This is a genomic window from Variovorax boronicumulans (assembly GCF_040544675.1).
GTDB classification, from domain to species: Bacteria; Pseudomonadota; Gammaproteobacteria; order Burkholderiales; family Burkholderiaceae_C; genus Variovorax; species Variovorax boronicumulans_D.
In genome coordinates this window covers 175787-199509 of sequence record NZ_JBEPKK010000006.1, presented here as the reverse complement: position 1 = coordinate 199509, position 23723 = coordinate 175787, and the positions used below count along the sequence as shown (strand labels likewise).

The 23723-nt window shown below is 68.4% G+C and carries 23 protein-coding genes; 18 read left to right on the top strand and 5 right to left on the bottom strand.

Features of this window, described 5'->3' with window-relative positions; all coding sequences use genetic code 11:
* Positions 1-318: 318 nt before the first annotated feature.
* The 4 genes from ABIC90_RS13405 (at position 319) to ABIC90_RS13390 (ending at position 4432) form a co-directional block, all read left to right on the top strand.
* On the top strand, positions 319-1365 hold the full coding sequence (locus ABIC90_RS13405; protein ID WP_354354609.1) for an ABC transporter ATP-binding protein: 1047 nt from the start codon (positions 319-321) through the stop codon (positions 1363-1365).
* A gap of 47 nt (positions 1366-1412) precedes the next feature.
* Positions 1413-2405, top strand: a complete 993-nt coding sequence (locus tag ABIC90_RS13400) for an ABC transporter ATP-binding protein (RefSeq protein WP_354354757.1) — start codon at positions 1413-1415, stop codon at positions 2403-2405.
* 30 nt (positions 2406-2435) lie between these two features.
* Positions 2436-3614 carry an amidase gene (locus ABIC90_RS13395; RefSeq protein WP_354354608.1) on the top strand — a complete coding sequence of 393 codons (1179 nt, stop codon included), beginning with the start codon at positions 2436-2438 and terminating at the stop codon, positions 3612-3614.
* A 71-nt stretch (positions 3615-3685) separates the two neighbouring features.
* Positions 3686-4432 carry a DUF7003 family protein gene (locus ABIC90_RS13390; RefSeq protein WP_354354607.1) on the top strand — a complete coding sequence of 249 codons (747 nt, stop codon included), beginning with the start codon at positions 3686-3688 and terminating at the stop codon, positions 4430-4432.
* Positions 4433-4445: 13 nt separating this feature from the next.
* Here the strand turns inward: ABIC90_RS13390 and ABIC90_RS13385 are convergent, their stop codons facing one another.
* Positions 4446-5006: a hypothetical protein gene (locus ABIC90_RS13385; protein WP_354354606.1), complete on the bottom strand. Its 561-nt coding sequence runs from the start codon at positions 5004-5006 to the stop codon at positions 4446-4448.
* A 79-nt stretch (positions 5007-5085) separates the two neighbouring features.
* On the opposite strand from ABIC90_RS13385, the gene ABIC90_RS13380 reads away from it, so the two are divergent.
* Together ABIC90_RS13380 and ABIC90_RS13375 are read left to right on the top strand one after the other, a co-directional pair.
* Positions 5086-5523 carry a hypothetical protein gene (locus ABIC90_RS13380; RefSeq protein ID WP_354354605.1) on the top strand — a complete coding sequence of 146 codons (438 nt, stop codon included), beginning with the start codon at positions 5086-5088 and terminating at the stop codon, positions 5521-5523.
* Positions 5524-5565: 42 nt separating this feature from the next.
* Positions 5566-5946 carry a cupin domain-containing protein gene (locus tag ABIC90_RS13375; RefSeq protein ID WP_354354604.1) on the top strand — a complete coding sequence of 127 codons (381 nt, stop codon included), beginning with the start codon at positions 5566-5568 and terminating at the stop codon, positions 5944-5946.
* Here ABIC90_RS13375 and ABIC90_RS13370 read toward each other — a convergent pair whose 3' ends face one another.
* Genes ABIC90_RS13370 through ABIC90_RS13360 form a run of 3 tightly spaced genes read right to left on the bottom strand, consistent with a single transcriptional unit; the run spans position 5947 to position 9205 of the window.
* Positions 5947-6471, bottom strand: a complete 525-nt coding sequence (locus tag ABIC90_RS13370) for an ureidoglycolate lyase (protein ID WP_354354603.1) — start codon at positions 6469-6471, stop codon at positions 5947-5949.
* Positions 6468-7931, bottom strand: coding sequence for a UdgX family uracil-DNA binding protein (locus ABIC90_RS13365; protein WP_354354755.1), 1464 nt, complete (start codon positions 7929-7931; stop codon positions 6468-6470). Before ABIC90_RS13365 ends, ABIC90_RS13370 begins: the two co-directional genes overlap by 4 nt.
* Before the next feature lie 11 nt (positions 7932-7942).
* Complete coding sequence (locus ABIC90_RS13360; protein WP_354354602.1) at positions 7943-9205, bottom strand: putative DNA modification/repair radical SAM protein; 1263 nt, start codon at positions 9203-9205, stop codon at positions 7943-7945.
* Positions 9206-9330: 125 nt separating this feature from the next.
* Here ABIC90_RS13360 and ABIC90_RS13355 point away from each other — a divergent pair, with 125 nt between their 5' ends.
* The 3 genes from ABIC90_RS13355 to ABIC90_RS13345 are packed head-to-tail and all read left to right on the top strand — an operon-like array spanning position 9331 to position 10574.
* Positions 9331-9687, top strand: coding sequence for a Rieske (2Fe-2S) protein (locus ABIC90_RS13355; protein ID WP_354354601.1), 357 nt, complete (start codon positions 9331-9333; stop codon positions 9685-9687).
* Positions 9688-9713: 26 nt separating this feature from the next.
* Positions 9714-10283, top strand: a complete 570-nt coding sequence (locus ABIC90_RS13350) for a YbhB/YbcL family Raf kinase inhibitor-like protein (protein WP_354354600.1) — start codon at positions 9714-9716, stop codon at positions 10281-10283.
* A gap of 54 nt (positions 10284-10337) precedes the next feature.
* Positions 10338-10574: a hypothetical protein gene (locus tag ABIC90_RS13345; protein WP_354354599.1), complete on the top strand. Its 237-nt coding sequence runs from the start codon at positions 10338-10340 to the stop codon at positions 10572-10574.
* On the opposite strand, the gene ABIC90_RS13340 is transcribed toward ABIC90_RS13345, so the two are convergent.
* Positions 10559-11479: a LysR family transcriptional regulator gene (locus tag ABIC90_RS13340; protein WP_354354598.1), complete on the bottom strand. Its 921-nt coding sequence runs from the start codon at positions 11477-11479 to the stop codon at positions 10559-10561. The genes ABIC90_RS13345 and ABIC90_RS13340 overlap by 16 nt on opposite strands.
* Positions 11480-11645: 166 nt before the next feature.
* On the opposite strand from ABIC90_RS13340, the gene ABIC90_RS13335 reads away from it, so the two are divergent.
* The 9 genes from ABIC90_RS13335 (at position 11646) to ABIC90_RS13295 (ending at position 23702) form a co-directional block, all read left to right on the top strand.
* Positions 11646-13799 carry a 3-hydroxyacyl-CoA dehydrogenase NAD-binding domain-containing protein gene (locus ABIC90_RS13335; protein WP_354354597.1) on the top strand — a complete coding sequence of 718 codons (2154 nt, stop codon included), beginning with the start codon at positions 11646-11648 and terminating at the stop codon, positions 13797-13799.
* Positions 13800-13811: 12 nt separating this feature from the next.
* Positions 13812-15002: an acetyl-CoA C-acyltransferase gene (locus tag ABIC90_RS13330; RefSeq protein ID WP_354354596.1), complete on the top strand. Its 1191-nt coding sequence runs from the start codon at positions 13812-13814 to the stop codon at positions 15000-15002.
* A gap of 10 nt (positions 15003-15012) precedes the next feature.
* Positions 15013-16221: an acyl-CoA dehydrogenase family protein gene (locus ABIC90_RS13325; RefSeq protein ID WP_354354595.1), complete on the top strand. Its 1209-nt coding sequence runs from the start codon at positions 15013-15015 to the stop codon at positions 16219-16221.
* Positions 16222-16232: 11 nt separating this feature from the next.
* Positions 16233-17375, top strand: a complete 1143-nt coding sequence (locus tag ABIC90_RS13320) for an acyl-CoA dehydrogenase family protein (protein WP_354354594.1) — start codon at positions 16233-16235, stop codon at positions 17373-17375.
* Entirely contained in the window at positions 17372-18184 is an 813-nt protein-coding gene (locus tag ABIC90_RS13315; protein ID WP_354354593.1) for an oxepin-CoA hydrolase, alternative type, read from the top strand. Before ABIC90_RS13320 ends, ABIC90_RS13315 begins: the two co-directional genes overlap by 4 nt.
* A 232-nt stretch (positions 18185-18416) precedes the next feature.
* A complete protein-coding gene (locus ABIC90_RS13310) occupies positions 18417-19619 on the top strand; it encodes a CaiB/BaiF CoA transferase family protein (RefSeq protein WP_436318208.1) in 1203 nt (400 codons plus the stop codon).
* 48 nt (positions 19620-19667) lie between these two features.
* Positions 19668-20651 (top strand): Bug family tripartite tricarboxylate transporter substrate binding protein, encoded by a 984-nt coding sequence (locus ABIC90_RS13305; protein WP_354354591.1) that lies wholly within the window; start codon positions 19668-19670, stop codon positions 20649-20651.
* A 62-nt stretch (positions 20652-20713) separates the two neighbouring features.
* The gene (locus ABIC90_RS13300) at positions 20714-22660 is read left to right on the top strand and encodes an acyl-CoA synthetase (protein ID WP_354354590.1); all 1947 of its coding nucleotides are present in this window, start codon (positions 20714-20716) and stop codon (positions 22658-22660) included.
* Positions 22661-22700: 40 nt separating this feature from the next.
* Positions 22701-23702 (top strand): Bug family tripartite tricarboxylate transporter substrate binding protein, encoded by a 1002-nt coding sequence (locus ABIC90_RS13295; protein WP_354354589.1) that lies wholly within the window; start codon positions 22701-22703, stop codon positions 23700-23702.
* The last annotated feature ends 21 nt before the right edge of the window (positions 23703-23723 follow it).

Here is a 23723-nt window from a genome sequence, read left to right as displayed (position 1 = left end):
TTGCGCTGTGCTTGAGGGTTGCCGTTCAGGGCGCGACCGCGCCGACGGTGTGCTCTGCTCCGCGAATGTCCCCCGGCCTGCGGCCTCCTCCTTTATTTCGCTGCGCAGAGCACACCATCAGCGCGATCGTTGTGCAGAGCAGTCGTTGATCCGCGGAACACCAGCAGCGCGCCCAGGTGCGCAGAGCACCGGGTGCTCCCCGCAGCGAAATCAAGGAGGAGGCGAAGCCGGGGGACATTCGCGGAGGGGAGTACCCGGTGATCTGCGCACACGCCCTGAACAAGAGCGCCTCCACAGCACGACCAAAAAAGAACAGCCATGGAACCACTGAAAGACATAGGCGGCCCCGCCCAGCCTCTGCTCACCGTCACAGGCCTGGTCAAGCACTTCCCGCTCAAGAAAGACCCGCTGGGCCGAGGCGGCGGTGTGGTGCGTGCCGTCGACGGCGTGGACTTCGAAGTCATGAAAGGCGAAACACTGGGCGTGGTCGGCGAATCGGGCTGCGGCAAATCGACCACCGCGCGCCTGCTCATGCAACTGATCGAGCCTACACGCGGCGAAGTGATCTTCGACGGCCGCGAAGTCGGCAGCCGCGACCTGCCGCTCAAGGAGTTCCGCCGGCAGGTGCAGATGGTGTTCCAGGACAGCTACGCCTCGCTCAACCCCCGCCTCACCATCGAGGACTCGGTCGCTTTCGGTCCGCAGGTGCACGGCGTGTCGCGGCGCGAGTCGGTGGCGCGGGCGCGCGACCTGCTGGCGCGCGTGGGCCTTGCGCCGCAGCGCTTTGCCGAACGGTATCCGCATGAACTGTCTGGCGGCCAGCGGCAACGGGTGAACATCGCGCGGGCGCTGGCATTGCAGCCGCGCATGGTGATCCTCGACGAGGCGGTGTCGGCGCTCGACAAGTCGGTGGAGGCGCAGGTCATCAACCTGCTGCTCGACCTGAAGACCGAGTTCGGCCTTACCTACGTCTTCATCAGCCACGACTTGAACGTAGTGCGCTACGTGAGCGACCGCGTGATGGTGATGTACCTGGGCCAGGTGGCCGAGATCGGCCCGGCCGATGCGCTGTACGAGATGCCCGCGCATCCCTACACGCGCGCGCTGCTCTCCTCGATGCCGTCGATGGACCCCGACAACCGCACCGAAGTGGCGGCACTTGCGGGCGATCCGCCGAACCCCATCAACCCGCCCACGGGCTGCCGCTTTCATCCACGCTGTGCCATTGCGGCCCCCGTGTGCAGCAAGGTCGTTCCCGAGCGCATCGAGACCGGCTCGCAGCATGCGGTGAGTTGCCTGGTGCACGAGCCGGGCAGCGGGCATCCGATGGCGCAGCCGCAACCCTTGCAGAGGCAGGCCGCATGAGCACAGCAGCAGCAACGGCAACAACAGAAACCGCCACCACCGGCCCCATGGTCCGGCTGCGCGAGCTCAGCGTCAGCTTCAGCGGCGGGCGCAAGCCCGTGCATGCGGTCAGCGGCGTGAGCCTGGAGGTGCAGCGCGGCGAGGTGGTGGCGCTGATCGGCGAATCGGGCTCGGGCAAGAGCGTGACCATGCGCACCCTGCTGCGCCTGCACCCCGAGCGCCGCACGCGCATGGGCGGCCTGGTGGAGGTGGCGGGGCGCGATGTGCTCGCGATGTCGCAGCGCGAGCTCGCGGACTTCCGCGGCAAGGTGGCGTCGATGATCTTCCAGGAGCCGCTGCTGGCGCTGGACCCGGTGTATTCGGTGGGCGCGCAGATCGTCGAATCGATCCGCCGCCATGAAAACAACGTGAGCCAGGCCGAGGCGCAGCGGCGTGCGCTGGCGTTGTTCGAGCGCGTGCGCATTCCGAGCCCCGAGCGGCGGCTGCAGGCCTATCCGCACGAGATGTCCGGCGGCATGCGCCAGCGCGCCATGATCGCGCTCGCCCTCGCCTGCAAGCCGCAGTTGCTGCTGGCCGACGAGCCGACCACCGCGCTCGATGCCACGGTGCAGATCCAGATCCTGCTGCTGCTGCGCGAGCTGCAGCGCGACCTGGGCCTCTCGGTGATCTTCGTCACGCACGACATCGGCGCGGCCGTCGAGGTGGCCGATCGCATCGCGGTGATGTATGCGGGCCGCATCGTGGAAGAAGGCACGGCGCGCGAGCTGATCCGCTCGCCGCGCCATCCGTACACCATCGCGCTGCTCAAGAGCCGCGCGCATGGGGCGCTGGCGCGCGGCACGCGGCTGGAGACCATCGGCGGCGCGCCGCCCGATCTTTCCGCGCTGCCGCCCGGCTGCTCCTTTGCCGAACGCTGCGCGCTGGCGAGCGATGCCTGCCGCGCGGCGCAGCCGCCGGTGGTCGAACTCGCACCCAACCACCGCGCGCGCTGCATCCACACGGAGGCGGCCGCGGCGATTGCGCCCGTGCTGGTGGCCTGAACGCCCGCTGCTTCTCTCACTTCCATTGCCATGCCGTTGCACGACCCTGCCCACGCCTTTGTTCCGTACCCCGATGCGCCTGTAGTCCGCGCCGGCACCGGCCCCTTGTCGGACCTGAGCTTCGCGGCCAAGGACCTGTTCGATGTGGCCGGCTACCCGACCGGCGGCGGCAACCCGATCGTGCTCGCGATGTCGGGCATCAAGACCCGCACTGCGCCCACGGTGCAGAAGCTGCTCGACGCCGGCGCGCGCTTTGCAGGCAAGACGGTGACCGACGAGCTCGCGTTTTCGATGAACGGCAACAACGCGCACTTCGGTGTACCGGTCAACGGCGGCGCGCCATTGCGCATCACGGGTGGCTCGTCGTCGGGGTCGGCCTCTGCCGTGTCGTCGGGCCTGTGCGACTTTGCGCTGGGCACCGACACCGGCGGTTCGGTGCGCGCGCCAGCCAACCACTGCGGCCTGTACGGCCTGCGCCCGACGCACGGCCGCGTGAGCCTGGAAGGCGCGCTCGACCTCGCACCCAGCTTCGACACCTGCGGCTGGTTCGCGCGCGACATCGGCACCTTCGCCCGCGTGGCCGACGTGCTGCTGGGCGCCGATGCATCGCCCCTGCCCGAGCGCGTGCGGCTGCTGCGGCCCGACGATGTGTGGGCGCTGGCCGTGCCCGCCGCGGCCGAAGCGCTGCAAGGCGCGGCCGACCGCGTGCAAGGCCTCTTCGGCCCGGCGCAGGGCACGGCGGTGGCGATGGAATCCTTCGATGCGATGTACTGGAACTTTCGCTACCTGCAATCGCGCGAGGCCTGGCTCACCGACGGCCCGCTGATCGAGCGCTACGCGCCGCCGCTGGGCCCCGGCGTGGCCGAGCGCTTTGCGTGGTCGCGCGAAGTGACCGATGCGCAAGTGGCGACCGCCCGCGTGTTCCGCACCGCATTCCGCACGCACCTGGCCGAACTGCTCGGCACCGACGGCGTGCTGCTGATGCCGACCATGCCCGACATCGCGCCGCTGCGCAGCGACAGCGAGGCCTCGCTGGAGGACTATCGCAACCGCGCGATCCGGATGTTGTGCATTGCGGGGCTGGCGGGCTTTCCGCAGTTGTCGATGCCGCTGGCGACGCGCGACGGTGCGCCGCTGGGCATTTCGCTGCTGGGGCCGGCGGGGTCGGACCGGTCGCTGATTGCGCTGGCGGAGTACATCGCGGCCTGAGCAAGCGTGCCGCGGCGGCATCCGGAGCTGGCTACAGTCGGGCCCGACACCAACTCCGGAATCAGGTCCTCATGATGAACTGGCAAGAAGCCGACATCCTTTCCGTTCTCGACCAGTGCTGCGACAGCTACACATTCCCGATGCTGGACAACGGCTATGTGTACCTCGCAGCGACACGCCTGTCTCTGTTCCGGTCGCCCGAGAACTGGGCGCTGGTGATCGAGGTGTTTGGCTTTTCGCCGCGGGCCGGCATTCCGGACACGCAAGTGCACAACTTCGCCAGCCGGCTGCACAACCGCGACACGGAAGCGAACTACGTCAGTCGTGAGGCCTACGAGAACTATCTGGCCCGCCATCCGCACAACGAATCGCGTTTTGTCTACCCCATCGAGGAGGGCGACTGGCAGGACCCGGAAAATCTCGAGTGGGTCGGTGGCGGCCCGCATGAATTGATACTGAGGGGCAAGCCGGTGCCAGCACCAGTCCTTGCGGACAGCCACGCCCACGGCATCGTGCCGCTCGATGCGGCGCAGATGCACACCTTCGAACTCGCCCGCGTCCTCGCGGCCACGAACCGCGACGACGTGCTGGCCAGCACCTTGGAGCGCCGTGCCAGTGTGCTGCCGGAGATGCAGCAGATCCTGCAACTCGAAGCGTGGCATCACCCCAATGTGGTCGAGGACGCGCATCGTCCAGGCAACTCGCCGACCTTCCAGCAACTGGCGAAGGTCCTGGTGACCGGGGATGTTTCGCACTACCGGCCCGCGCTCGAGTCGAACACGCATTGGGAGAACTGGCCCGAGGGTGGGACCCTTTAGCCGCTGCACCGACTCAGCCCGCTTCCGACCACAACTCCGGATGAGCCTTCGGGCTCAGGCAATTGCGCCCTTCCTGTGGCGGATCGATGCACAGGTGCGCCAGCGGGCGCAGCAGCGCCTCCACGGCCTGTGCATCACGCACGGTGCGCGCGGTCACCTCATGGGGCTCGTCTTCGTCTGACATCGAGAGATCGAGCCGACCGGCGCGAACCCACGCGAACACGGAGGCACCGGCAATGCGCACCTGGCCCGGCTGTCGAATCGGCGGGTTGTAGCCCGCGATCGATGGCTTGAACTTCGCGAACTCGGCGCTCGTATAGCGCTTGCCCACCACGGGTTCGGGGTTGTCGTGCGGCAGGCGTTCAAGCGAAATTCCCAGCTGCACGGCCACGTCGAGCAGGTCTTGCTCCGAGGGAGCAGCCAGCGCCACGCGCAGGCAATCGCCGTCGTTGGCATGGCCGCCGAAGGCCCGGCAAAAGCGGAAGTACGCGAGGCTGCGCGCCCAGCCGCGCAGTTCGTCGCGCGAATGCCGTTCGTGGAGGTAGGCGTGCCAGCGCGGGTCTTCTCGGGTCATCAGGACTCAATCATGGCAGACACAAACGGACGGCAGATGTCGAAGTCGACACTCTCGCAACACATCGTGGCCCTGCGCCGTGGAAGTCCTTGCCGCCTCGCGGTCAGGCTGGATGCGATGCGCCGCACCCATGCTCATACGCTTCGTTATCCACAGGAACGACCAGGACTCGGGCCGTCGGCAAGGTCTCTTCCAGGCGTTGTTCGCTCTCGAAGATGAGGGCGTTCTGCTCGCGCACGAGCAGGCGCAGTACGACGAAACCTACGAGTGGTTTCGAAAGCACCTCCGAAAGCCCCGCAGCTTCACTAGGTCGCCCAAGCCACACGCAAAGAAAGTGGCACTGAGCTGGTTCAAGGACACTGCGGTCGAACACATCTCGAAGATGCACGAGCTGATTCAGATCCTGGAAGCGCATGGCATCGCCGTCGACACACTGCAAACGGAACGGCCTGGGTATATCGTCTACGAAGACGCATTCCAGATCACGGCAGAGCCTTTTCGGGAAACGGTCACATAGCCAATCCGCGTACCTCACGCCGCGAACAGCCACAGGAATCCCATGTCCGACAACAACCAAGTCAGCACCCCCAAGGAAATCGCCGCCTCGCTCACCGAGTTCTGGTCGCCGCGCGTCGTCGCCGAAGTCGATGACGCCTACATCAAGGTCGCCAAGGTCCATGGCTCGCTCGCCTGGCACAGCCATGACGACGAGGACGAGCTGTTCATGGTGCTCAAGGGGCGCCTGCGCATCGAGATGGAAGCCGGCCCCGTGGAGCTCGGCGAAGGTGAGATGTTCGTGGTGCCCAAGGGCGTGCGGCACAACCCCGTGGCCGACGAGGAATGCCACCTGATGCTGATCGAGCGCAAGACCACGCTGCACACCGGGAGCACGGTCACCGAGAAGACGCGCTCGCTCGCGGAGCAGTTGCGGCCGGTCTGATCAGTTCGACGCCGCAGTCACGACGCGGGCCGGCGTCTGCAGCCAGCACACATCGCAATCGACGCCGTCTGCTGCACGCTCGATCACCACGAAGTCCCCCGCATCGACCGCCAACAGCGCGTGGTGCCAGGTACCCGGCGCGAGCACCACGCCTTGATGGCCATTGGTGATGAAGGCAGCGAGATCACCGGCCGACGCAGGCGCGTCGCCAGCCCGCGCCACCACGATCACGAAGCGACGCTCGCCGAGGGGCACGAAAGTCTGGCTGCCCAGCGCATGCCGCTCCATCTCCGATACCTCGTGCGGAAAGCTTCGCGCCTGCGCGCGGAACAGCGCGAGCATGGGCCGGCCGCCGTCGGCATCGAGCTGCAAGTCGCCGACGAGGTCGAAGCGCCGTGCGTTGCCGCCGTTGATCGACCGGCCCTCGCCGGCGGGCACCTCGATCACCGTGCCGTAAGGCGCGAACGCGGTCGGTGAGAGCGGTTGCGCAACCAGCGGCGCGGCAAGGGGAAGTTCAGCGTTCATGCCGCGATTGCAGCAGAAACCGTGCCGCGCGCGCGTTCGAGGTCGCCCAGCCATTGGGCGTAGGCTGCGGCGCGCTCGCCGTCCGCAAGCCGCAGCAGCGCAGACGGATGCAGGGTCACGAACACCGGCTTGCCATCGGCGCGTTCATGCAGCCATTCGCCGCGCTCGGCCTGCACGGCCACCGGCCGCCCGAGCAAGGCGCGCGCGGCCGTCGCGCCCAGCGCCACCAACCCCTGCGGTCGGACCAGCGAGATCTCGCTTTCCAGCCAGTGCGCGCAGGCCAGCGCCTCGCGCTGCGCCGCCGTCTTGTGGATGCGCCGCTTGCCGCGCAGCTCGTACTTGAAATGCTTGACGGCGTTGGCCAGGTACACGGTGTCGCGCGCCCAGCCCAGTTGCGCCATCGCGCGGTCGAGCAACTGGCCGGCCGGGCCGACGAAGGGGCGGCCGGTCAGGTCCTCCTGGTCGCCGGGCTGTTCGCCGACCAGCATGTGTTGCGGTGCCAGCGGCCCCTCGCCGCAGACGGCCTGGGTGGCGAGCGCGCCGATGGGGCAATCGCGGCAGGCATGCGTTGCCGCACGCAACTCGGCCAGGTCGGCGGGGGCCACGCCCGCCGCCGGTTTCAAGTGCAGCGCGATGGGCGCGCGGATGCGGCGAGCCACGGTGGGCGGCGCCTCGATCATCGACTGGCTGCGCGCCTCGGCCGCGTCGGTCAGCGGCTGGATCAGCGCGGCCTCGGGCAGGTTGTGCCAGTAGCGGCGCGGCATTTCGCGCCGCATCATCGCGACCTTCAGGCGCGCGGGGTTGAAGATGTGTTCGTAGTAGGTGAGCCAGAGCTGCTCGCCGGCATCGGGCGGCGGCTTTTCGCGGCGGTCGGCGCCGTCGCGGAAGGCCAGCGCTTCGCCGTTCCACTCGACGCAGCGCTCGGGCGTGAGGATGGCCCAGCGCATCTGCGCGAAGCGGCGCGCGAAGAAGGGCGCGTTGGCTTCGACGATGTGGTGGTCGGGCTCGAACCACGCGACGTGGCGCTCGAGCCCGTCGTCGCCAATCACCTGGGTGAAGCGCACGAAGGCGCGCATCTTGTGGATGTCGCGGTGCACGGCCTTGGCCATCAGCTGGGCCTGCATCATGTCGGCGTCCAGCGGGTCGTGCCGCAGCGCAGGCTCGTGCGCGAGGCGCCAGAGCAGCCGGTACATGAGCGCGAAGCGTTGCGGGGCACGGTGCAGGATCACGTCGCCGCAGAGCGCGACGAAGGATGCGGGCACGGCGTGCCGCGCGCCGGCAGCAGGCAGTGCGGTCGGCGGTGCGGCATCGTCCGGCTCGCCGAAAAGATCGGCCGCGCCCTCGCCCGGCCGCTCGCCGTTCCACTCGACACGATCCGGCGGCACGCTCGCAGCCAGCAACTGCCTTGCGTGGCGGCGGAAGGCGTCGAGATCGATGGGGTCGTCCAGCCGCACATGCATCGTGGACACCCTCAGAACAGCGAGGCCTGTGCCGCTTGCGGAGGTTGCACGGCGGGCGCCGACGCAGCCATGGCGCCCGCCGCCGGCCGGTGCCCGTCGGCCACCACGAACGGCAGCACCTTGCGCGCGGGCACATGCAGCCGCCGCAGGTCGTCGGCGCGCACCCGGCGCACGCGCCGCGCCTGCAGCAGCCGCTCGACCGCCTTCACGCCCAGGCCCGGCACGCGCAGCAGCATCTCGCGCGGCGCATGGTTCAAATCGACCGGAAAGCGCTCGGCATGCGCGAGCGCCCAGGCGAGCTTGGGGTCCACATCGAGCCGCAGCAGGCCGTCGGGCGCGGCGACGATTTCCTGGTGCTCGAAGCCGTAGAAGCGCATGAGCCAGTCGGCCTGGTAGAGCCGGTGCTCGCGCATCAGTGGCGGCGCGACCAAGGGCAGCGCACGTGCCGCATCGGGGATGGGGCTGAAGGCCGAGTAATACACGCGCTTGAGCTTGTAGGCGCCGTAGAGCGTGGCGCTGGAGGCGAGGATGCGGCGGTCGTCGGTGGCATCCGCGCCCACGATCATCTGCGTGCTCTGGCCCGCGGGCGCGAACGGCGGCGGCTTGGCGGCGGTGGGCGCTGCGCCGGGCAGTGCGCGTATAGGCACCACGCGGCGCGCTTCTTCGCGCGTGTCGTCGATGCGCAGCCGCAGCCGCGCCATCGAACGCCGGATCGCGCTCTCGTCCTTTTCGGGCGCCAGCGCCTGCAGGCCTTCGGTGGTGGGCATCTCGACGTTGATGCTGAGCCGGTCGGCGTAACGGCCGGCGCGCGCAATGAGCTCGTCGCTCGCGTCGGGAATGGTCTTGAGGTGGATGTAGCCGCGAAAGTCGTGGTCTTCGCGCAGCTGGCGCGCCACCTCGATCACCTGCTCCATCGTGTGGTCGGGCGACTTGATGATGCCGCTGGACAGGAACAGCCCCTCGATGCAGTTGCGGCGGTAGAAATCGAGCGTGAGCTGCACCACCTCTTCGACGCGAAAACGCGCGCGCGGCACGTTGCTCGATGCGCGGTTGACGCAATAGAGGCAGTCGTACTGGCAGTGGTTGGTGAGCAGCACCTTCAGCAGCGAGATGCAGCGGCCGTCGGGCGCGTAGCTGTGGCAGATGCCCGAGCCCTCGGTCGAGCCGATGCCGCGACCGCCGAGCGAGTCGCGCTTTTGCGAGCCGCTGGACGCGCAGGAAGCGTCGTACTTGGCGGCGTCCGCAAGGATGGCGAGTTTGCGCTGGAGGTCCACGGGCGCCTTTGAGTTGGAAAGACTGTATGAATATACAGTTTCAAAGAAGCCCTTGTCGGAGAAAGCCGCGAGCTTGCCGCGGCGAATTGCCCAGCGGACGATCCCTGGGCTACGCTCGCCCGCAGATGACGTTTCCCCCTTCCCTCTCGCGCGACACCGCGGACCGCCGCCCGATCTCCACCCACCTCGCCGAGGGCGGCTTGGCCGCCACCTTCACCATGCCCGACGGCACACCGGCCTTTGCCGTGCGCTGGAGCGGCGGCGTCTACGGCTACCTGAACCAGTGCCCGCACGCGGGCGGCCCGCTCGATTTCGAAGGCCAGGTGCTCGAAAGCTCGGGCCGCTTTTTGATGTGCGCGCGGCACGGCGCGATCTTCGAGCCGGACACGGGCAAGTGCGTCGGCGGACCCTGCCGCGGCGCGCGGCTGACACCACTGGCGCTGCGCGAGGATGCGGACGGCAGCGTCTGGCTCACCGATTGACCACCACAACCCACCCAGGAAAACGCATGAACTCCCTTCGCCTCGGCACCCTTTCAATCTCGACCATCGCCTTCGCTGCCCTGCTGGCCGGCTGCGGCGCCATGGCCCCCGCGCCCGGCGGCAAGGCACCCACCGGCATGAAGGTCACTTCGACCGCCTTCGCAGACAACGGCCTGATCCCGGCCGAGTACGCCAACGTGGGCGACTGCGGCGGCAAGAACGTCTCCATGCCCGTGGCCTGGACGCAGCTGCCGGCCAAGACCCGGTCGGTCGCCGTGCTGATGTCGGACCCCGACGGCGGGCTGGGCCTGGGCGTCTCGCACTGGGTGGCCTACAACATCCCCGCCGAGCGCGGCCAGCTCAAGGCGAACGAGACAGGTGGCTTCACCGTGGGCGTGAACGTGGCGGGCGCGGCCGCCTACCGGGGCATGTGCCCGCCGGCCGGCGACCATCCGCACCACTACGTGCTGACGGTGGTGGCCTCCGACCTGGCGCCGGGCGCGCTGCCGGCCGGGCTCACGCGCGATGCGCTGCTCGCGGCGCTCAAGGGCCACGCATTGGGCGGGCAAAGCGTGGTCGGTCTCTACAGCCGCTAAAGTCGCGGCTTCCTTTTTCACCCACAGTGCGCATCCCCCGATGTGCATCCCTCGATGCGCCGCTCCCTCGCTCTCTTCGCCCTTCTTCCGGCCGCCCTGGTGGCCGTCGCGGGGTGCGCCTCGTCCCGGCCGGTGCCCCGCGTCACCTGGCTCGGCGACGGCGTGTTCAAGTCGCCCACCGCCCAGGATGCCGAGGCCTACTGCCGCAATTTCGGTGCGCCGCTGCGCTACCTCGACCCGAAGGCCGCGGCACGCGCGCCCGACAGCGAAGTGACCTACCGCTGCGACTGAGCGACAGCTTCCGCGCCGGGTGCCCGCACCCGCTCGAGGATGAAGTCGATGAAGGTGCGGATCGCCCGCGTGTGCTGCCGGTTGGGCATGTAGAGCATGAACATCTGCGTGCCGAAGATGGAAAGGCGCCAGTCGTCCAGCGTGGTCAGCACATCGCCCTTGCGCACGTCTTCCTGCACCACGTAGTCGGGCACCAGGCCGATGCCGAGGCCGGCCAGAACGGCCTGGCGCAGGAACAAGAAGTTTTCTGAAATCAGCGTCGGCTCCAGGATCACCTCGCGCCGGGTTTCCCCTTGATAGGCCGACACGCGCAGTTGCCGGCCGATGACCGCGGCGGTGACCACCGGCGCGCCCTGCAGTTCGTCGAGCTGCACCGGCAGCGGATGCTTTTGCGCGTAGTCGCGCGAGGCGCACGCCACGTAGCGCACCGGCCCGAGGGCACGCGCCACCAGGTTCTGCGGCGGCTCGGGAATCACGCGCACTGCGATGTCGACCTCGTCGCGCAGCAGGTCTTCGATGCGGTTCTCGAACACCACGTCCAGCACGATGCCGGGGTACTGGCGCTTGAAGTCGATCAGCCAGTCGGCCATGACCAGCTGCCCGTAGCCGCTGGGCACGCTGAGCCGCACGCGGCCCTGCAGGCCCTCGCCCAGCGTGGTGACCGATTCGCGCGCGGCCAGCAGTTCGGTCTGGATGGCCACGCCGTGCTGGTAGAGCCGCAGGCCGATTTCGGTGGGCTCGGCGCGCCGGGTGGTGCGCCGCACCAGCTGCGCGCCCACCGAGCGCTCCAGCTGGTTCAGGTGGTAGCTGACGTTGGCGCGGCTCATCTTGAGCCGGCGGGCGGCGGCGCTCAGGTTGCCGGCGTCAAGGATTTCCACCAGCAGGGTGAGCGATTGCAGGTCCATGCGGCGATTGTGTCAAAAATTCTTTGACAGTCTGTCAACCGTCTATGCAATTGTCAAAGCGCCGATGCGGGCCAAGAATGCGGGGTTCACCCCAGAGCCTCGGGCCCCTCTCGCTTTGCGCATTTCGCGCATGGTGGCAGGGCCCGCCAACGCAAGAGACAAGCACATGGCCACCACCGCTTCGAGCACCCCCAGCCCCTCCACGTCTTCCGGTCCCGTGACCTTCGAGCCGTCCCACGTTCACGGCGGCGTGTTCGTGGTGACCATCGACAACCCGCCCGTCAATGCCCTGGGCGTGGATGTGCGCCGCGGCCTCGTGGCCGCCATCGGCGCAGCGGAGGCCGACAGCGGCGCGAAGGCGGTGCTGATCGTCGGCGCGGGCCGCAACTTCATCGCGGGCGCCGACATCCGCGAATTCGGCAAGACGCCGCAGCCGCCGTCGCTGCCCGAGGTGTGCCTTGCGATCGAGAACTGCTCCAAGCCGGTGATCGCCGCCATCCATGGCGCAGCGCTGGGCGGTGGGCTCGAAGTGGCGCTGTCGGCGCACTACCGCATCGCCTCGCCCACCGCCAAGCTGGGCCTGCCCGAAGTGGCGCTGGGCCTCTTGCCCGGCTCGGGCGGCACGCAGCGCGCGCCGCGCCTCATCGGTGTGAAGCCCGCGCTGGAGCTGATGCTCAGCGGCCGCCACGCGGGCGCGAAGGAAGCGCTGTCGCTCGGCCTCGTCGACCGCCTCGCCACCGACGCCGACGCGCGCGCCGAAGGCCTGGCCTACGCGCAGGAACTGATCGCCGCCAAGGCCCCGGTGCGCCGCACGCGCGAAGCCGGCGGCCTCGCCGACAAGGAAGCCAACCGCGCCGCACTCGAAGCCGCGCGTGCCGACACGGCCAAGAAGAGCCGAGGCCTCTTCTCGCCAATGAAGATCATCGAAGCCGTCGAGGGCGCGCTCTCGCTGCCCTTCGACGAAGGCATGGCGCTGGAACGCAAGCTCTTCATGCAGTGCATCGACAGCCCGCAGCGCGCCGGCCTGATCCACGCCTTCTTCGCCGAGCGCGAAGTGCTCAAGGCGCCCGAAACCAAGTCCGCCAGCCCGCGCGCACTCGCATCGGCCGGCATCGTCGGCGGCGGCACCATGGGCGCGGGCATTGCGGTGGCCATGCTCGATGCAGGCCTGCCGGTGACCATGATCGAGCGCGACGAGCCCAGCCTCGCGCGCGGCCGCGCCCATGTTGAAAAGGTCTACGACGGACTCATCAAGAAGGGCCGCATGACCGACGAAGCCAAGGCCGCCGTCATGGCGCGCTTCTCGGGCTCCACGTCTTACGACGCGCTCGCGCAGGTCGACATCGTGGTCGAAGCCGTGTTCGAGGAAATGGGCGTGAAGAAGGCCGTGTTCGCCGAACTCGACCGCGTGTGCAAGCCCGGCGCCGTGCTCGCCACCAACACCTCGTACCTGGACATCGACGAGATCGCGGCCAGCATCAAGCGTCCGCAGGACGTGGTGGGCCTGCACTTCTTCTCGCCGGCCAACATCATGAAGCTGCTGGAGATCGTGGTGCCCGCCAAGGTGAGCGCCGACGTGGTCGCCACCGGCTTCGAGCTCGCCAAGAAGCTGAAGAAGGTGCCGGTGCGTGCCGGCGTGTGCGACGGCTTCATCGGCAACCGCATCCTCGCGATGTACCGCCAGGCGGCCGACCACATGATGGAAGACGGCGCCTCGCCCTACCAGATCGACGAAGCCGTTCGCGAGTTCGGCTACCCGATGGGCCCGTTCCAGGTGTCGGACCTGGCCGGCGGCGACATCGGCTGGGCCACGCGCAAGCGCAAGGCCGCCACGCGCGACCCCGAGGCGCGTTATGTGCAGATCGCCGACCGCATCTGCGAGCGCGGCTGGTTCGGCCAGAAGACGCAGCGCGGCTACTACCTGTACCCCGAAGGCGCGCGCACCGGGCAGCCCGACCCCGAAGTGCTGGCGATCATCGATGCGGAACGCGAGCGCGCAGGCATCGCGCCGCGCACCTTCACCCACGAGGAAATCATCCGCCGCTACATGGCCGCGATGGTCAACGAGGGCGCCAACGTCGTGCTGCAGCGCATCGCGCTGCGCCCGCTGGACGTGGACGTGACCTTCCTCTACGGCTACGGCTTTCCGCGCCACCGCGGCGGCCCGATGAAGTACGCCGACACCGTGGGCCTGCCGAAGGTGCTGGCCGACATCCGCGAGTTCGCCAAGGAAGACCCGATCTTCTGGAAGCCGTCGCCGCTGCTGGTCGAGCTGGTCGAACGCGGTGCAGATTTCTCGAGCTTGAACCAACCCGAATAAGGAGATATCCCCATGCGCGAAGCCGTCATCGTTTCCACCGCCCGCACCCCGCTCACCAAGGCGCACCGCGGCGAATTCAACATCACCCCCGGCGCCACGCTGGCGTCCTTCGCGGTCAAGGCCGCGGTCGAACGCTCGGGGCTGGACCCGGCATTGATCGAGGACGCGATCCTCGGCTGCGGCTACCCCGAGGGCACCACCGGCCGCAACATCGCGCGCCAGGCCATCATCCGTTCGGGCCTGCCGATCAGCATCGCCGGCACCACGGTGAACCGCTTCTGCGCCTCGGGCTTGCAGGCCATCGCGATGGCCGCGGGCCGCATCGTGGTGGACGGCGCGCCGGCCATGATCGCGGGCGGCGTCGAGAGCATTTCGCAGATCCGCGGCCGCAGCCCCGGTGACGGCGGCGACCTCAGCCTGGACCCGTGGATCGTCGAGCACAAGCCCGACCTCTACATGGCGATGATCGACACGGCCGACATCGTCGCCAAGCGCTACAACATCAGCCGCGAGGCGCAGGACCGCTTCTCCGCCGAGAGCCAGCGCAAGACCGAAGAGGCGCAACTGGCCGGCCGCTACAAGGACGAGATCGTCGCCTGCACCACCACCATGGCCGTGACCGACAAGGAGACCAAGGAGGTCAGCTTGCGCGAAGTCACCGCCACCGAAGACAACTGCAACCGCCGTGGCACCACCTACGAAGCGCTGGCCAAGCTCAAGCCGGTGATGGGCGAAGACAAGTTCGTGACCGCCGGCAACGCCTCGCAACTCTCGGACGGCGCGTCGGCCTGCGTGCTGATGGAAGCCAAGGATGCCGAGCGCGCCAACATCAAGCCGCTGGGCGCCTTCCGTGGCCTGGCGCTGGCCGGCTGCGAGCCCGACGAGATGGGCATCGGCCCCGTGTTCGCGGTGCCCAAGCTGCTCGCGCGCCACGGCCTGAAGGTCGAGGACATCGGCCTCTGGGAACTCAACGAAGCCTTCGCCTCGCAGTCGATCTACTGCCAGGACAAGCTGGGCATTCCGTCGGAGCTGCTCAACGTGAACGGCGGCGCCATCTCCATCGGCCACCCCTTCGGCATGACCGGCGCGCGCCTCACGGGCCATGTGCTCATCGAAGGCAAGCGCCGCGGCGCGAAGTACGCGGTGGTCACGATGTGCATCGCCGGCGGCATGGGCGCCGCGGGCCTGTTCGAAATCTATTGAGGAGCCAGCGATGGACCTGAACTTCACCCCCGAAGAAGAAGCCTTCCGCGCGGAAGTGCGCGCCTTCCTCGCCGACAAGCTGCCCGCGCGGCTCTCGGCCAAGGTCAGCGGCGGCAAGATCCTCGGCAAGGCCGACATGCAGGAATGGCACGCCATCCTCAATGAACGCGGCTGGCTCGCCAACCATTGGCCCGAGCAGTACGGCGGCCCGGGGTGGACGGCGGTGGAGAAGTTCATCTTCGAACACGAATGCGCGCTGGCCTTTGCGCCGCGCATCGTGCCCTTCGGCGTGAACATGCTGGGGCCGGTGCTCATCAAGTACGGCAACGAAGCGCAGAAGCAGCGCTGGCTGCCGCGCATCCTCGACGGCTCCGACTGGTGGTGCCAGGGCTATTCGGAACCGGGCGCGGGTTCCGACCTCGCCGCGGTGAAGACCTCGGCGGTGCGCGGCATCGACGCACAGGGCGACCACTACATCGTGAACGGCCAGAAGACCTGGACCACGCTGGGCCAGCACGCCAACATGGTCTTCTGCCTGGTGCGCACCAACCGCGAGGCGAAGAAGCAGGAAGGCATCAGCTTCCTGCTCATCGACATGACCTCGCCCGGCGTCGAAGTGCGCCCGATCATCACGCTCGACGGCGAGCATGAAGTCAACGAAGTGTTCTTTTCCGACGTGCGCGTGCCGGCCGAGAACCTGGTCGGCGAAGAGAACAAGGGCTGGACCTGCGCCAAGTACCTGCTGACCTACGAGCGCACGAACATCGCGGGCGTGGGCTTCTCGGTGGCTGCGCTCGAACAGCTCAAGGGCATTGCGGCCACGCAGACGAAGAACGGCAAGCCGCTTGCCGAAGACCCGTCGTTCGCCTCGCGCATGGCGCGCGTGGAGATCGACCTGGAGAACATGAAGACGACCAACCTGCGCGTGATCGCCGCCGTGGCCGGCGGCGGCGTGCCGGGTGCGGAGAGTTCGATGCTGAAGATTCGCGGCACGGAAATTCGCCAGGAGATTTCTTCACTGGCCCGCCGCGCGATGGGCGTGTACGGACGGCCCTTCGTCGAGGAAGCGCTGCACGACGGTTTCGACGGCCAGACCTTCGGCCCCGCCTACGCATCGGCCGCCGCAGCGCGCTACTTCAACAACCGCAAGCTGTCGATCTTCGGCGGCTCCAATGAAATCCAGAAGAACATCATCAGCAAGATGATCCTGGGCCTGTAAGGAGACATGCAGTGAACTTCGAACACACCGAAGACCGGCGCATGCTCGCCGACAGCCTGAACCGCTTCATCGCCGAGCAGTACGCCTTCGATGCGCGCGACCGCATCGCGAAGTCCTCGCACGGGTTCAGCAAGGAAACCTTCCAGCAGTTCGCCGAACTCGGCGTGATCGGTGCGCTGTTCAGCGAAGCCGATGGCGGCTTCGGCGGCGGCGGTTTCGACATTGCCGTGGTCTTCGAGGCACTGGGCCGCGGCCTCGTGGTCGAGCCGCTGCTGGGCGCGGTGATGGTCGGCGAAGCGCTGGTCGCCGCCGGCAGCGATGCGCAGAAAGAGAAGCTCGGCGACATCATCAACGGCGTGACCGTCGCGGCCTTCGCACACGACGAAGCCGACACGCACTACGAACGCACGCGCGTGGCCACCCGCGCCGAGCGCAGCGGCGATGGCTGGGTGCTGAACGGCGCCAAGGCCGTGGTACCGCAGGGCGAGCAGGCCGACCTGTTCCTGGTTTCGGCCCGCACCTCGGGCAACGTGGACGACGAAGCCGGCATCTCGCTGTTCCTCGTGCCCGCGAAGACAGCCGGCCTCACGGTGCGCGGCTGCCCCGCCATCGACGGCGGCCGTGTCGCCGAACTCACGTTCGACGGCGTGAAGCTGGGCGCCGATGCACTGCTCGGCGCTGAAGGGCAAGGCTCTGCGACGCTCGAACGCGCCATCGGCCGCGGCGTGCTGGCACTGTGCGCCGAAGCCGTGGGCGCCATGGAAGCCGCCAAGACCGCCACGCTGGAGTACCTGCGCACACGCAAGCAATTCGGCACGCTGATCGGCAGCTTCCAGGCGCTGCAGCACCGCATGGCCGACGTGCTGCTCGAAATCGAACAGGCCCGCTCGGCGGTGATCAATGCCGCGGCCGCCATCGACGGCACGGACCGCGTGGCGCGCGAGCGCGCGCTGTCGGCCGCCAAGTTCAGCATCGGCCGCATCGGCGCGCTGGTCGCCGAAGAAAGCATCCAGCTGCACGGCGGCATCGGGATGACCTGGGAGCTGCCGCTGCCGCACTACGCCAAGCGGCTCGTGATGATCGACCACCAGTTGGGCGACGAGGACCATCACCTGCAGCGTTACATCGCGCTCGGCAAGGAGACTGCAGCATGACGGACAAGGCCGTCCTCATCAGCCAGCAGGGCGCGGTCCGCATCCTGACCAACAGCAACCCCGGCGCGCGCAACGCGATCACGCCGACGCTGTATGCGGAACTCTCCGCAGCGCTCACCGACGCGCAGAACGACCCCGAAGTCGGCGCCATCGTCTTCACCGGCGCGGGCGATTTCTTCTGCTCGGGCGGCGACCTCAACCTGCTGGCCAAGCGCCGCGAGCTGCCCGCTTCGGAGCGCCGCGAAAAGCTCGAAGGCCTGCACGACCTGATTCGCGCGATCCGCGATTGCGGCAAGCCGGTGATCGCGGCCGTCGAAGGCGGCGCGGCGGGCGCGGGCCTGTCGATGGCACTGGCCTGCGACATGCTGGTGTCGGCGCGCGATGCCTTCTACACGGTGGCCTACGTCAAGGTCGGCCTCACGCCGGACGGCGGCGCGACCGCTTTTCTTTCGGAGTTCGTCTCGCGCCAGGTGCTCACCGAGATGTGCCTCACCGGCGACCGCATGCCGGCCGAGCGCCTGCACGCACTGGGCGCGGTCAACCGCCTCACCGACAAGGGCGCCGCGCTGGCCGAAGCGATCGCGCTCGCGGCCAAGGTGGCTGACGGGCCGCAGCGCGCGAGCGCACGCATCAAGACGCTGTGCCGCCAGGCACACCGCGCCACGCTCGAGGAACAGCTCGAAGCCGAGGCGGTGTACATGGTCGAGTCGCAGGCCGATGCCGAAGCGGCCGAAGGCATCGGCGCGTTCCTGGGCAAACGCAAGGCGGACTTCGTCGCGCTGCGGCACAAGAAGCAGGACGCGCTCTGACGACCTGCCTCATCCTCGCCGAACCCCAACCCCGAACCGTTCGGGCTGAGCCTGTCGAAGCCTTGCGCCCACCGCGAACAGCCCTTCGACAGGCTCAGGGCGAACGGTGCAAGCAACAACCGTTCGGGCTGAGCTTGTCGAAGCCTCGCGCGGCGCTTCGCCAAGCTCAGCGTGAACGGATCTGTTATTCCGCCTCAACCCGGTCTCACGTTTTCCTGGAGCCGCTATGCCAATGCTGAATTCCTCCCTGCCGCTTGCCGGCGTGCGCGTCCTCGATCTGTCCCGCATCCTCGCGGGCCCCTGGTGCGGCATGGTGCTGGCTGACATGGGCGCCGAGGTGATCAAGGTGGAGCACCCCGGCCGCGGCGACGACACACGCGACTGGGGCCTGCGCGTGGGCAACACCGAGACCGCCTACTTCAACAGCGTGAACCGCAACAAGCGCTCGGTCACGCTCGATCTGCAGACGCCCGAAGGCCAGCAGATCGCGCGCGACCTGGCCAAGCAGTGCGACGTGGTGATCCAGAACTTCAAGTTCGGCGGCATCGACAAGCTGGGCCTGGGCTACGAGCAGCTGAGCAAGGAGCAGCCGGGCCTCATCTACTGCTCGATCTCGGGCTACGACCGCACCGGCCCCGAGGCCGCGCGCCCCGGCTACGACCTGGTGGTGCAGGGCGAGGCGGGCCTCATGGCGCTCAACGGCGAAGCGAACCAGCCGCCGCTGAAGTTCGGCGTGGCGGTGGTCGATCTCTTCACCGGCATGTACTCGGCGCAGGCCATCCTCGCCGCGCTCTACCAGCGCGAGAAGACCGGCAAGGGCCGGCATGTGGAGATGGCGCTCTTCGACTGCGGCGTGATGATCACCGCCTACTATGGCCTCGAGGCGCTGCTGATGGGCGAAGACCCGCCGCGCTACGGCAACTCGCATCCGTCGATCGTGCCCTACGGCGTGTTCGACGCGGCCGACGGTCCGCTGGTCATCACCGTGGGCAACAACGCGCAGTTCGCGCGCTTGTGCAGCGAAGTGATCGAGCGGCCCGACCTGGCGGCCGACGAGCGCTTCAAGACCAACATCCTGCGGTCGGCGAACCGCGCGGCGTTGCTGCCCGAGCTGCACGCCGAGCTGGCCAAGCGGCAACGCGCCGACCTTCTTGCGAAGCTGACGAAGGCCGGCATTCCATGCGGCGAAGTGCTGGGCCTGCTCGAAGCGCTGCAATCGAAGCGCGCGACCGATGCGGGCCTGGTGACCACGCAGCCGCACCCGGTGGCCGGCACGGTCAACGTGCTGGCACCGCCCTACCGTTTCGACGGCGAGCGCCTGCCGGTGCGCAGCGCACCGCCCACCCTGGGCGAAGGCACGCACGAGGTGCTCAAGTCCCTGCTCGGCCTGTCGGACGACAAGCTGGCCGCGCTCAAATCGAGCGGCGTCGTCTGAAGAAGACGCCCGCGCATTTTTTTCGATCCCCTGAAGCAATAGAAGTCCATGGCCTCCCTTCGCAATCCCCTTCGCCGCGCGCTCATCGCCCTGGCCCTTCCCCTCGTCACCGGCGCTGCCTTCGCACAAGCCTGGCCCGCCAAGCCGATCACGCTGATCGTGCCCTTCCCGCCCGGCGGCCCGACCGACGTGGCCTCGCGTATCGTGGCGCAGAAGATGTCGGTGGCGCTCAAGCAGAACATCGTCATCGACAACCGCAGCGGCGCCTCGGGCACCGTGGGCGCAGCCGCCGCCGCACGCGCCGCACCGGACGGCTACACCTTCGTGATGCTGGCCACGCCGACGCTGCTGGCGGCGCACCTCTACGGCCCCACGGGCTACGACATCTTCAAGAACTTCACGCCCGTGGGCTCGGTGTACGACCTGCCGATCGTGCTGGTGGTCAACCCCAAGTCGCTGCCCGACGTGACCGACCTGCAGGGCCTGATCGCCAAGGCCAAGGCCGAAGGCGGCAAGCTCAACTACACGACGGCCGGCGCCGGCAGCTTCGGCCACCTGACGACCGAGCAGCTCAAGACCATCGGCAAGTTCGACATGCAGCATGTGCCCTACCGCGGCAGCGCACCGGCCGTGACCGACCTGATCGGTGGCCAGGTGCCCGCGATGTTCTCGGACCTCGTGGGCGTGCTGCCGCACGTCAAGGCCGGCAAGCTGCGCGCCATCGCGGTCGGCTCGGGCCAGCGCGTGAGCCTGTTGCCCGACGTGAAGACGGTGGCCGAGCAGGGCTTCCCCGGTTTCGACGCCACCTCGTGGGGCGGCCTGCTGGCGCCGGCCGGCACGCCCAAGGAGGTGATCGACCGCATGAGCGCCGAGCTCAAGACGGCCCTGGCCGACAAGCAGGTGCAGGAGAAGCTGGAGAGCGTGGGCTCCTTTGCGGCCTACCGCACGCCCGAGCAGACCGGCGTGCGCATGCGCGAGGACTTCGAACGCTGGGGCAAGGTCATTCGCGACAACAAGATCACGAACCAGTAGAACCGCGACAACGAGCCCGCGTCTTCAGCCGGCGGCGGGCAGCAAGACATCCAGGAGACAACATGACAACAGGCAACGACAAGAAGAATGCGGCCGGTGCGCCGTTCCGCCCGCTGTTCCCGGTGCGCGGCCTCGCCGACATCCGGCGGCTGGAAGAGACGCCGCTCGAAGAAGCGCTCACGGTGCGCAGCACCTATGAGCTGTTCTGCAATTCCGGCGCGGCCTTCGGCGACAAGGCCGCGCTGACCTTTTTGCGCACGGGCAACCCGGCGGACGAGCCGATCCGCTGGTCGTATGCCGAACTGCTTGCAGGCATCCACCAGACCGCGAACCTGCTGCACACACTGGGCGTGGGGCCCCAGGACGCGGTCGCGGTGCTGCTCCCCGGTTGCCTCGAATACCACCTGGCCCTCTGGGGCGGCGAAGCGGCCGGCATCGTGCAGCCGCTCAACCCGCTGCTGACGGATGAGAAGCTGGTCGCGCTGATGACCGCCGCACGCGCCAAAGTGCTGATCGCCTACGGCTCGGACAGCGAATCGGGCATGTGGTCGAAGGCGATGCGCCTGCACGGCCAGGTGCCGACACTCACCACGGTGCTGCGCGTGGCGCCGCACGACGAAGCGCCCGGCGCCGCAGGTGCATTGCCCGAAGGCGTGGCCGAGTTCGATGTGCTGCGCGCAGCGCAACCAAGCGACCGCCTCGTGAGCGGCCGCGACATCGCCCCCACCGACATCGCCGCCTACTTCCATACCGGCGGCACCACCGGCGCGCCCAAGCTCGCGCGCCACAGCCACGGCGCGCAGGTGTTCACCGCCTGGGCCAGCGTGCAGCTGGCGGGCATGAACGAGAACGGCATCTCGATCAACGGCTATCCGCTGTTCCATGTGGCGGGCGTGCTGCCGGCTTCGCTGTCGGCACTGTCGGCGGGCGTGGAGGTGATCATTCCGACGCCCTCGCTGCTGCGCAACAAGGAGGTGCTGGCCAACTACTGGAAGTTGGTCGCGAGGTACCGGCCGACCTCGCTGTCGGCCGTGCCCACGGTGCTCGCGGCGCTGGCGAACGTGCCGCTGGACGGTGCGGACATTTCATCGATCACCTACTGCCGCACCGGCGCTGCCGTGCTCGCGCCCGAACTGGCCGCGCGCTTCGAGCGCATGTTCGGCCTGCATGTGCACGAGAGCCTGGGCATGACGGAGATGGCCGGCATCTCGACCATCACGCCGCCGGGTGTGGAAGGGCCTGCCGGCTGCGTGGGCTTTCGCCTGCCGTACTCGCAGATCCGCATCGTTGCGCTCGACGAGAACGGCAATGCGAGCGACCGCGACGTGGCGCCCGGCGAGCAGGGCATGGTGCTCTTCAAGTCGCCCAACGTGTTCTCGGGTTTCGTGGACCCGGCGGACAACGCCAAGGCCTTTACCGCCGACGGCTGGCTCGCCACCGGCGACCTCGGCTGGATGGACAGCGAGGAGCGCCTGAACCTCACCGGCCGCTCGAAGGACCTGATCATCCGCAGCGGCCACAACATCGACCCCAAGACCATCGAGGACGCGCTGGGCGCGCACCCGGCGGTGCAGTTGTGCGCCGCAGTCGGCGCGCCCGACGCCTATGCGGGCGAGTTGCCCGTGATCTTCGCGACGCTCGTGCCCGGCGCCTCGGCCACCGAAGAAGAACTGCTGGCCTTCACTGCCGCGCGCGTGGACGAAGCACCGGCCAAACCCAAGTGGGTGTCGGTGATCGGCGCCATGCCGATGACCAACGTCGGCAAGATCTACAAGCCCGAGTTGCGTGCGATGGCTGCGCGGCAGGTGGTGGCCGCGACGGTCGGGGAGATTTGCGCCGAACTCGGCGCGAGCGACGCGGCACAGCCTGCGGTGAGCACGGAAGGCGAGAGCCTGGTGCATGTGCAGATCGACGCCGCCGCGGCGGGTGCGCTGGCCGCACCGCTGCAGGAGCGGCTGCACAAGGCGCTGGCGCCGCTGCCCTTCAAGACGCGCATCGCGCTGAAGTGAACTTCGACAGACAGTTTCTGAAACCAACGAGAGACAAACCATGACCCATCCAGCTTCCAACCGCCGCGCGCTGCTCTGTGCCGCAGCCGCATCGACCGCCGCGCTGTTCGCGGTGGCCCCCGCCCACGCGCAAGCGCCCTACCCGAACAAGCCGATCCGCCTCGTCGTGCCCTTCCAAGCCGGCGGCGCCACCGACGTGCTCGCGCGCGTGCTCGGCCAGAAGATGTCGGCGGGCCTCGGCCAGCCGGTCGTCATCGACAACAAGCCGGGCGCGGCCGGCATCATCGGCACCGATGCGGTCGCCAAGTCGGCGCCCGATGGCTACACCGTCGTGTTCTCGCTCAGCAACTCGCTGCTGACCAACGAGTTCCTCTACGACAAGCTGCCCTACGACACGCAGCGCGACCTCACGCTGGTCTACCAGGTGGCGATGGGGCCGCTGGTGCTGGTGGTGCATCCGAGCGTGCCGGCCAAGACCGCGCCGGAACTGCTGAAGTACGTGGCCGCGAACAAGGGCAAGGTCGCCTACGGTTCCTACGGCGTGGGCGCGTACCCGCACCTGGCCGGCGCGCACATGAGCCTTACGCAGCAGGCCGACATGAACCACGTCGCCTACAAGGGCGAGGCGCCGATGATCCAGGACCTGATCGGCGGGCAGATCCAGATGGCCTATGCGAGCGCGCTGGTGGCCAAGCCCCACATCGACGCAGGCAAGGTGCGGGCCATCGGCGTGAGCGGCGAGCGCCGCATGGCCGCGCTGCCCGATGTGCCCACGCTGGCCGAGCAGGGCCTGAAGGACGAGGCCTACCGCGTTACCGGCTGGCTCGCCTTCGCGGTGCCCGCCAAGACACCCAAGCCCATCGTGGACCGCATCGCCGACGAGGTGCGCAAGGCCTCGCAGCAGCCCGACGTGCGCGAGCGCATCGCAGCCATGGGCTTCGAGCTCAAGGACAGCTCGCCCGAACTCTTTGCCGCCGCCTGGAAGCAGGAGCGCCCGGTGTGGGAACGGCTCATCAAGCAATCGGGCGCGAAGCTCGAGTGAACGAAGCTCATCTGATTTTTT

What these genes read in the sequence shown, in the direction of transcription:
- ABIC90_RS13405 (WP_354354609.1), top strand. Translation starts at nt 319, where the DNA reads ATGGAACCACTGAAAGACATAGGCGGCCCCGCCCAGCCTCTGCTCACC.
- ABIC90_RS13400 (WP_354354757.1), top strand. Translation starts at nt 1,413, where the DNA reads ATGGTCCGGCTGCGCGAGCTCAGCGTCAGCTTCAGCGGCGGGCGCAAG.
- ABIC90_RS13395 (WP_354354608.1), top strand. Translation starts at nt 2,436, where the DNA reads ATGCCGTTGCACGACCCTGCCCACGCCTTTGTTCCGTACCCCGATGCG.
- ABIC90_RS13390 (WP_354354607.1), top strand. Translation starts at nt 3,686, where the DNA reads ATGATGAACTGGCAAGAAGCCGACATCCTTTCCGTTCTCGACCAGTGC.
- ABIC90_RS13385 (WP_354354606.1), bottom strand. Translation starts at nt 5,006, where the DNA reads ATGACCCGAGAAGACCCGCGCTGGCACGCCTACCTCCACGAACGGCAT.
- ABIC90_RS13375 (WP_354354604.1), top strand. Translation starts at nt 5,566, where the DNA reads ATGTCCGACAACAACCAAGTCAGCACCCCCAAGGAAATCGCCGCCTCG.
- ABIC90_RS13370 (WP_354354603.1), bottom strand. Translation starts at nt 6,471, where the DNA reads ATGAACGCTGAACTTCCCCTTGCCGCGCCGCTGGTTGCGCAACCGCTC.
- ABIC90_RS13365 (WP_354354755.1), bottom strand. Translation starts at nt 7,931, where the DNA reads ATGCATGTGCGGCTGGACGACCCCATCGATCTCGACGCCTTCCGCCGC.
- ABIC90_RS13355 (WP_354354601.1), top strand. Translation starts at nt 9,331, where the DNA reads ATGACGTTTCCCCCTTCCCTCTCGCGCGACACCGCGGACCGCCGCCCG.
- ABIC90_RS13350 (WP_354354600.1), top strand. Translation starts at nt 9,714, where the DNA reads ATGAACTCCCTTCGCCTCGGCACCCTTTCAATCTCGACCATCGCCTTC.
- ABIC90_RS13345 (WP_354354599.1), top strand. Translation starts at nt 10,338, where the DNA reads ATGCGCCGCTCCCTCGCTCTCTTCGCCCTTCTTCCGGCCGCCCTGGTG.
- ABIC90_RS13340 (WP_354354598.1), bottom strand. Translation starts at nt 11,479, where the DNA reads ATGGACCTGCAATCGCTCACCCTGCTGGTGGAAATCCTTGACGCCGGC.
- ABIC90_RS13335 (WP_354354597.1), top strand. Translation starts at nt 11,646, where the DNA reads ATGGCCACCACCGCTTCGAGCACCCCCAGCCCCTCCACGTCTTCCGGT.
- ABIC90_RS13330 (WP_354354596.1), top strand. Translation starts at nt 13,812, where the DNA reads ATGCGCGAAGCCGTCATCGTTTCCACCGCCCGCACCCCGCTCACCAAG.
- ABIC90_RS13325 (WP_354354595.1), top strand. Translation starts at nt 15,013, where the DNA reads ATGGACCTGAACTTCACCCCCGAAGAAGAAGCCTTCCGCGCGGAAGTG.
- ABIC90_RS13315 (WP_354354593.1), top strand. Translation starts at nt 17,372, where the DNA reads ATGACGGACAAGGCCGTCCTCATCAGCCAGCAGGGCGCGGTCCGCATC.
- ABIC90_RS13310 (WP_436318208.1), top strand. Translation starts at nt 18,417, where the DNA reads ATGCTGAATTCCTCCCTGCCGCTTGCCGGCGTGCGCGTCCTCGATCTG.
- ABIC90_RS13305 (WP_354354591.1), top strand. Translation starts at nt 19,668, where the DNA reads ATGGCCTCCCTTCGCAATCCCCTTCGCCGCGCGCTCATCGCCCTGGCC.
- ABIC90_RS13300 (WP_354354590.1), top strand. Translation starts at nt 20,714, where the DNA reads ATGACAACAGGCAACGACAAGAAGAATGCGGCCGGTGCGCCGTTCCGC.
- ABIC90_RS13295 (WP_354354589.1), top strand. Translation starts at nt 22,701, where the DNA reads ATGACCCATCCAGCTTCCAACCGCCGCGCGCTGCTCTGTGCCGCAGCC.